The sequence below is a fragment of the Roseiarcus sp. genome (assembly GCF_052145395.1).
GTDB lineage: Bacteria > Pseudomonadota > Alphaproteobacteria > Rhizobiales > Beijerinckiaceae > Roseiarcus.
This window is the reverse complement of the sequence record NZ_JBKQOT010000233.1, coordinates 1-7,137: the sequence shown is the minus strand read 5'-3', so window position 1 is coordinate 7,137 and position 7,137 is coordinate 1. Positions and strand designations below refer to the sequence as shown.

General features: G+C 64.1%; 7 protein-coding genes and 1 pseudogene. 6 read left to right on the top strand and 2 right to left on the bottom strand.

Annotated elements, in window-relative coordinates; translation table 11 throughout:
- Both ACLP25_RS07905 and ACLP25_RS07900 read right to left on the bottom strand, forming a co-directional pair.
- Positions 1 to 719 (bottom strand): annotated as a pseudogene (locus tag ACLP25_RS07905) (molybdopterin-dependent oxidoreductase); the annotation flags it as partial.
- A 52-nt stretch (positions 720 to 771) separates the two neighbouring features.
- On the bottom strand, positions 772 to 1,608 hold the full coding sequence (locus ACLP25_RS07900; RefSeq protein WP_442468663.1) for a fumarylacetoacetate hydrolase family protein: 837 nt from the start codon (positions 1,606 to 1,608) through the stop codon (positions 772 to 774).
- A gap of 296 nt (positions 1,609 to 1,904) precedes the next feature.
- Between ACLP25_RS07900 and ACLP25_RS07895 the strand changes: the two genes are divergently transcribed.
- The 6 genes from ACLP25_RS07895 to ACLP25_RS07870 all read left to right on the top strand — a co-directional run.
- Positions 1,905 to 2,600 carry a GntR family transcriptional regulator gene (locus tag ACLP25_RS07895; RefSeq protein ID WP_442468662.1) on the top strand — a complete coding sequence of 232 codons (696 nt, stop codon included), beginning with the start codon at positions 1,905 to 1,907 and terminating at the stop codon, positions 2,598 to 2,600.
- Positions 2,601 to 2,891: 291 nt separating this feature from the next.
- Positions 2,892 to 3,500, top strand: a complete 609-nt coding sequence (gene mobB / locus ACLP25_RS07890; RefSeq protein ID WP_442468661.1) for a molybdopterin-guanine dinucleotide biosynthesis protein B — start codon at positions 2,892 to 2,894, stop codon at positions 3,498 to 3,500.
- A complete protein-coding gene (locus ACLP25_RS07885; RefSeq protein WP_442468660.1) occupies positions 3,481 to 4,557 on the top strand; it encodes an IS1595 family transposase in 1,077 nt (358 codons plus the stop codon). The genes mobB and ACLP25_RS07885 overlap by 20 nt, the downstream gene beginning before the upstream one ends.
- A gap of 50 nt (positions 4,558 to 4,607) precedes the next feature.
- Positions 4,608 to 4,856 carry a hypothetical protein gene (locus ACLP25_RS07880; protein ID WP_442468659.1) on the top strand — a complete coding sequence of 83 codons (249 nt, stop codon included), beginning with the start codon at positions 4,608 to 4,610 and terminating at the stop codon, positions 4,854 to 4,856.
- Positions 4,857 to 5,005: 149 nt separating this feature from the next.
- Positions 5,006 to 6,766, top strand: a complete 1,761-nt coding sequence (locus ACLP25_RS07875) for a sigma 54-interacting transcriptional regulator (protein WP_442468658.1) — start codon at positions 5,006 to 5,008, stop codon at positions 6,764 to 6,766.
- Between the two features lie 216 nt (positions 6,767 to 6,982).
- Positions 6,983 to 7,137, top strand: a 155-nt coding sequence (locus ACLP25_RS07870; protein ID WP_442468664.1) for an SDR family oxidoreductase, incomplete at its 3' end; no start/stop codon positions are given.

The following is a 7,137-nucleotide window of genomic DNA, read 5'->3' as shown; positions in this document are numbered from 1 at the left end:
GCCTCGTCCCAGCTGATGCGGACGTAGCCGGACTTGCCGCGGTTTTGAGGGTTGCGCGCCCCGTTCGGGTCGAAGTCGATCCGCTTCATCGGATAGAGGATGCGCTTGTCGGAATAGACCATCGACTTCAGGGTCTGGGCGTGCGGATTGATGCTCGCGCGCCGGTCCGGCGTGAACGTCTTTCCGCGCGCGCGGATGACGAAGCTGGGCGCGTCTTTGTCGTCGAGGTCGATCGGCGTGATGCGCAGGATCTTGCCGTCCTTCACGTAGACGAACGTCGGTCCGCCGTTCCCGTTCTGCGTGTAGCGCACCGAGCCGTCTGGCATTGTCTTGCCATATTCGAGCTTCGCGCTGGCGGTGAGATTCATGAGCTGCGCGAACCAGACCGACAGCCGATCGTCGCCCATCAGCAGCACGCGAAAATTCTTCATCGCATGAATAATTTCGCCCATGTCGGCGTTCGGGTTGAGGAAGGCGAGCGCCGTCTCGACGTCGAGGATATCGACGATCACGTCGGGCTTCTCATGCAGCCCGGCCTTGCTCTTCACGCCGTCGATCGAGATGTCGTACCAGCGCCCGATCGAGCCGTCGCGCAGTTTCACCTGCACCACGGCGCGCGTCTTTCCAATGTGCTTGCGCACCGCGTCATACTTCTTGATGGAGCTTCGCAGGACCAGCGAGACCATGAAGAGAATGAACTTGAGCTTGAGCACGTCCACTTTTTTCTCCCGCGGATCGTTTTTCGCGTTCGCGCCGGCGTCGGACTCCGGCTCAGACCACTTTCTGCCGCTGGGATCCGAGTATTCCGCCTTCGAGTTCGACGACGTCGCCGCGCTTCAGGAACTGCGGCGGCTTCATGCCTGCTCCCACACCTTCCGGCGTTCCGGTGACGACCACGTCGCCAGGCAGGAGAGTCATGAACTGGCTCAGATGCGAAAGGATCTCGGCGACCGAAAAGATCATGTCGCTCGTGCCGCTCTTCTGCCGCACTGCGCCGTTGACGGAGAGAGACAACGGCACCGTCTGTGGATCGGGTATCTCGTCGGCCGTCACGAGCCAGGGTCCGAGCGGACCGAACGTGTCGAAACTCTTTCCCTTGACCCACTGGCCGCTGCGATTGGCCTGCCATTCGCGTTCCGACACGTCGTTGGCGAGACAATAGCCGGCGACGTGCGAGAGCGCCCTCTCACGGCTCACGCGCTGCGCCTTCGCGCCGACGACGATGGCGAGCTCGATCTCCCAGTCCATTTTCTCGGAGCCTTCCGGCCATACGAGATCGTCGTTCGGACCCTGTATGCAGGTTATCGCCTTGTTGAAGACGAGCGGGTCCTTGGGGATCTGCATGCCCGACTCGGCCGCATGCTTGCGATAGTTGAGGCCGATGGCGATGAACTGCCGCGCGCCGCCGACCGGAGCGCCAATTCGAACGCCATCCGGCACGATCGGCAGCTTCTCGAGGTCGATTGCCGCGATCGCGCGCAGCTTTTCGGGCGACAGCCAATCGGGCGTTATGTCTGGGACCAGCAGCGAGAGATCTCGCTTGATCCCCTTCCCATCCAGAGCGCCCGCCCGCTCCGAGCCAACCGCCCCATGCCGGAAAAGCTTCATCGTTCCCTCCGCCCGACCTGCCGCGGTGAACGCAGCAATCTCAATTGTCTCGTCGATATCATGGGATTTCGTGATTGAAAATAGATTTTTTGCGTGATAACAGATTTTTTTGAATGACCCCAGGGAGGACTGAGGCCTTGCGCGAGCGCGTGTCGGCGTCATATCCAGCCGACCGCAACGGTCCCGACGGACGAGCTATGCGGATGGCTCAGCTGACGCCCTCTTCCGCGGCGCGGCCTCGAATTGTCCGCGCGCCCGGGGAAGCGAAGGACGACGGAAGTACGGCGGACTAAACGATGAGCAACAAGACCCAGTCGGACCGGATGTTCGAGACCCTTCGGAGAGAAATCCTCGCTTGCCGCCTTCTTCCGGGAAGCAAACTGCGCATCAACGACATCGCCGAGACCTCGGAAGTCAGCCTCGGCGCCGTGCGCGAAGCCCTTTCGCGGCTTGGCGCCGAAGGACTCGTGATAGCGGAGTCCCAGAAGGGCTATCGCGTGGCCCCGCTTTCGGTCGAGGATCTCCGAGACCTCACCGAGGCGCGCGTGGAGATCGAGCAGATCGCGTTGGCGCGATCGATCGCGCACGGCGATCTCGACTGGGAGACAAATCTGGTCGCCGCATGGCATCGCGTTTCGAGAATTTCGGAGCGCGTCGAGGACGATCTACGCCTCCTGTCGGATCAATGGGCGATCGCGCACGCGGCATTTCATGAAGCGTTGGTCAACGCTTGTGGTTCGGCAAAGCTTCTCCAGATCCGCTCCCAACTCTATCAGCGGACGGAACGCTATCGACGCTATTCCGGCGTGGTGGACCGCGACCGCGACGTGTCCGCTGAGCATAGGCGGCTCTTTGATGCGACGGTTGCGCGAGACAGTACCGCAGCCACAGACGCGATCACCAATCACTTGCGGCTTACCGCAGAAATCATCACGAGCTCACTCAAGATCGAAGAACTGAGAGACGAATGGAAGCGGCGGAGGGCTGATTGAGGGGCATATGCTTTCATAGCGTGAGTGAGCCCCCTTGGCGGAGCGACGGACGCCACGGGAGTACAAAGTCGCTCGGCGTTGCGACCCCCACGAACGACACCAGCTGAGAACGGTGGCTAATCGATTGTGTGCCAAGTTGAGAGGTACGCCGTTCCGGACGTCGCAGTCGACGTCTTTGTGGCGTGGAAATCCGCTGTCTGATCGACAAAGAGACCGGCACGTCGGCGCAACGACCGGCGCTCCCTCTGGGGGCGAGGCTGCCTCCCGAACGTCTCAGACGTTGGCGTGCCCATGCGGATGATCGGACTTGTCGGGCGCAGCGGGTCCGGAAAGACGACGCTGATCGCCTCCCTGCTCCCGGCTCTGCGGCGCCGCGGCCTGACGGTGTCCACGATCAAGCATGCGCACCATGGCTTCGACCTCGATCGACCTGGCAAGGACTCGTTCGTCCACCGGGAGGCAGGCGCGAAGGAGGTCATGCTCGTGTCCGACGCGCGCTGGGCGCTCATGCACGAGGTCGGCGACGGGCCGTATCCGGCGCTCGAAGACCTCGTCGCGCGGCTCGCGCCTGTCGATCTTGTCCTCGTCGAGGGGTTCCACACCCATCGTCATGCGGCCATCGAAGTTCACCGTCCGAGCGAGGGCTACGCCCTGTTGTGGCGGGATGGGTCCGCGATTGTCGCGGTCGCCAGCGACGAAAGTCTACCGGCGCTAGCGATCCCCTTCCTGGACCTGAACGACACGGAGGCGATTGCCGATTTCGTGCTGGCGAAGGCTGAATTGACTTCAAGATTTCGCGACGAGGTCTTCCGCGAAGGCTCACTTGGCGTTAGCTATGGAAATCGGCTAACATGGCGGCCTGCGATGTCAGGAGGTCGCCATGGACGTGGCGGAGTTTGAGCATTGGCTGGGCGGGATCGCGTCGTTGAACGAGCCGCAGCGGCGACAGGTTTGGCAGGCGCTCGCCCTCTCCGAGGCTGCGGCCAGCCGTGACGTCGGGCCTGCCGTGGTGGACACTTCAACAACTGACCCGGCCCCGACGCCAGACAAAGCGCGGGCACGGCCTTCACAGCGGGCAGGAGCTGCTCGTGTGGCCGAACTCGGGCAGCGCCGGGTGGACATCATCGGCTGCCCGCACTGCGACTGCCGTGACGTAGCGCCCTGGGGAACGGCGAGCGCCTTGCCCCGCTATCGCTGCAAGACCTGCCGCCGCACGTTCAACGCCCTGACGAAGACGCCCTTGGCCCGTTTGCGCATGAAGGACAAATGGGTCATGCAGGTCGAGGCCATGATCGACGGCGTCAGTATCGCCAAGGCCGCGAAGCGGTGCGATGTGGACGACAAGACGGCCTTTCGGTGGAGACACCGGTTTCTGGCCTCGCTGGCTAGCGACAAACCCGCGACCTTGGCCGGGATCGTCGAGGGCGATGAGATGTTCATTCTGGAATCGTTCAAGGGCAGGCGATCCGGCATGCCGCGTGCCGCTCGCAAGAGAGGCGGCAAATCGGCCAAGCCCGGCCTCTCCGCCGAACAGATACCCGTGATCGTCGCCCGAGACCGGCAGGGCGCGACCACGGATGCGGTGCTGCCGAAGCTGAACCGGGTGTCCATTACCGCGGCTCTCGGCGGCGCCGTCACCTCAGCCAATGAGTTCTGCTGCGACGGTGGCTCGGCGATTGTCGCCTTCGCCCGCAAGGCAAGCATCCCGACGCATATCCTGCCGGCGCCCGGCAAACCAAGTCCACAGGCGCCCGATTTCCATATCAACAACGTCAACGCTTACCACAGTCGCTTCAAGGAATGGATGCGCCGCTTCCACGGCGTCGCCACGAAAAACCTCTCCAACTACCTTGGCTGGCGTCGAACCTTGGAGGCGCTGGGTCCGACGGTTACGCCGGACGACCTGATCCTCGGGGCCATCGGACTCGGGCCATATCAACATGTAACGGCATTATAGCGAACATCTATGTCTCACGCTTCATCTTGCGCGGGCTTGTCGAACTCTACGTGTCCAAGCGCATCGATCGCGTGAGAATATCGATCCTTCTGCAAGTGCTGCGAGACCCTTCCGGCGCCATCGACGTGCCGGTCCTGAGCTATCCGAGCGACCGGCATCGCCAGCACAGTCGAGCCCATCTGATGTCAGTCCAGACGTCGCTCGCCGGCGCAACGCAGGTCCAAGGGGCGGTCCATCGCCCCTCGACGGGGTGGGGCGCTCGCATGGGCCGGCGGCAGGATTCCCGGTTGCCGAGCTGACGGCTCGGGGAGGAAAGCGCTTCCGATAACCTTCATTCAAATCGTCAATGCGATAAAATATCGATAATTATGTTGACTGACGACAGAGACCATCCTAAGGTCCGCTGCAAATTCCGACGCCGATAGAAGCGTCACAGCGGGAGGCTTAGATGAACGTTCACGTCCACCGGGCGAAGGGGACCGCGCTCAAGGCGGAGAGTTCCGCCGCGCGGACCGAGGGCCCATCCGCGATCGCCGTTCCCGCGATCCACGATCTCGCCAAACGTCTGCGGTTCGCCCCGAGCCAAGGCCGCATCTCGCTCGACGACCAGCGCATGATGCTGATGCATGTGAGCTCGCTCGGCGCGTTGAGGCAGGAGCTGATCGAGAGCCTCGGCAAGGAGACCGCCCGCGGTCTCATCACCCGCATCGGCTATCAGGCCGGCGCCCGGGACGCCGAGATGGCGAAAAGGCTGCGCTCGGCGGCGAGCGTCATGGATCACTTCCTCGCAGGGCCCCAGCTGGTCTCGCTCGAGGGCATCGTCCATTGCGAGCCCATCGCCCTCGACATCGACGTCGGCAGCGGCCGGTATTTCGGCGACTTCGCCCTGATCGACTGCGCCGAGGCGGAGGCGCATCTCGCCAGCTACGGCGTCGGCGACGAGCCCGTGTGCTGGATGCTGGTCGGTTACGCCTGCGGCTACACCTCGACCTTCATGGGCCGGCCGATCCTGTGGCGCGAGGTCGAGTGCCGCGGCATGGGCCACGACCGCTGCCGAGTCGTCGGCCGTCCGGTCGAGGAGTGGGGCGAGGCCGACCGCGACGACCTGCGTTTCCTGCAGATCGGCGACTTCGTCAAATGGACGGCCGCTCCCGCCTCGTCTCCGAACGCGACCCAGCGCCTCGCCGCGCGTCCGGCCGGAGGCCAGGAGAACTCCTTCGGCATGGTCGGCATCTCCAGCGGCTTCAACACCGTCTGCCACATGGTGAAGAAGGTCGCCCCGACCGAGGCGACGGTCCTGTTCCTCGGCGAGAGCGGCGTCGGCAAGGAGATCTTCTCCCACATCCTGCATCGCCTCTCGAAGCGCGCCAACGGTCCTTTCATCGCAGTCAACTGCGCGGCGATCCCCGAGCAGCTCGCGGAATCGGAGCTGTTCGGCGTCGAGAAAGGTGGCTTCACCGGCGCGACCGTCTCGCGTCCCGGCCGCTTCGAGCGGGCGCATGGCGGCACCCTGTTCCTCGACGAGATCGGCACGCTGAGCTTCACCGCCCAGGGCAAGCTCTTGCGCGCGCTCCAGGAGGGCGAGATCGAACGGGTCGGCGACACGCGTGTGCGCAAGGTCGACGTGCGCGTCATCGCCGCTACCAACGTCAATCTGCGCGACGCCGTCCGCGACGGCTCGTTCCGCGAGGACCTCTACTTCCGCCTCAACGTCTTCCCCGTCCGCGTGCCGCCCTTGCGCGAGAGGCGCGACGACATTCCACTCATGATGAACTGGTTCATGCAGCGGGCGTGCAAGAAGCACGGCAAGACGATCACGGGCTTCCGCGAGCGCGCGGTCGACGCCCTGATCAACTACCGCTGGCCGGGCAACGTGCGCGAGATGGAGAACATGATCGAGCGCGCGGTCATTCTGGCCGACGACGGCGGCGCGCTCGATCTCTGCCACCTGTTGACCGCCGGCGAGGAGGTCAGCGCCGCGACCTTCGTCGTTGAGAAGAACGGCGCGTTGAGAGCCGACGACCGGCTCGGGGAGGAGGACGCGCTTCAACCAAGCGCGCTTCCCGCCCTCGCGGACACCGAGGCGCGCATGCTGCGGCTGGCGCTCGCGGAGGCCAACGGCAACCTTTCGCTCGCCGCGCGGCTCTTGAGCATCAGCCGCCCGACGCTGGCCTACCGCCTGCGCAAGCACAAGATCGCCGTGGAGTAGAACCCGCGAGGCGGGCGCCGGGTAAGTGGCGTCCCGCGCTGCTGCGGCGATTTGGCGCAAGGACGAGGCCCACGCCAGCGCTTTTCCCTTCATGCATCTGTCGTCCCGGAGCGTTAAGAACGGGTCAACATCTGCTGCCAGGGAGAAAACGCCGTGCCCAACCGCTCCGTCGATACGCTGCCGAAAGTCTGGGATCCGGACTTGGCCATCGGGGAGATGCTCAAGGGCAAGAGGGGGCTCGTCGTCGGCATCGCCAACGAGCATTCGATCGCCTACGGCTGCGCGGTCAAGCTACGCGCCTTCGGGGCGGAGCTGGCGGTGACATGGCTCAACGACAAGGCCGAGCCCTATGTGCGCCCGCTCTCCGAACA

Coding starts and splice junctions, on each gene's coding strand:
- ACLP25_RS07895 (WP_442468662.1), top strand. CDS start 1,905: ATGAGCAACAAGACCCAGTCGGACCGGATGTTCGAGACCCTTCGGAGA.
- mobB (WP_442468661.1), top strand. CDS start 2,892: ATGCGGATGATCGGACTTGTCGGGCGCAGCGGGTCCGGAAAGACGACG.
- ACLP25_RS07875 (WP_442468658.1), top strand. CDS start 5,006: ATGAACGTTCACGTCCACCGGGCGAAGGGGACCGCGCTCAAGGCGGAG.
- ACLP25_RS07900 (WP_442468663.1), bottom strand. CDS start 1,608: ATGAAGCTTTTCCGGCATGGGGCGGTTGGCTCGGAGCGGGCGGGCGCT.
- ACLP25_RS07885 (WP_442468660.1), top strand. CDS start 3,481: ATGGACGTGGCGGAGTTTGAGCATTGGCTGGGCGGGATCGCGTCGTTG.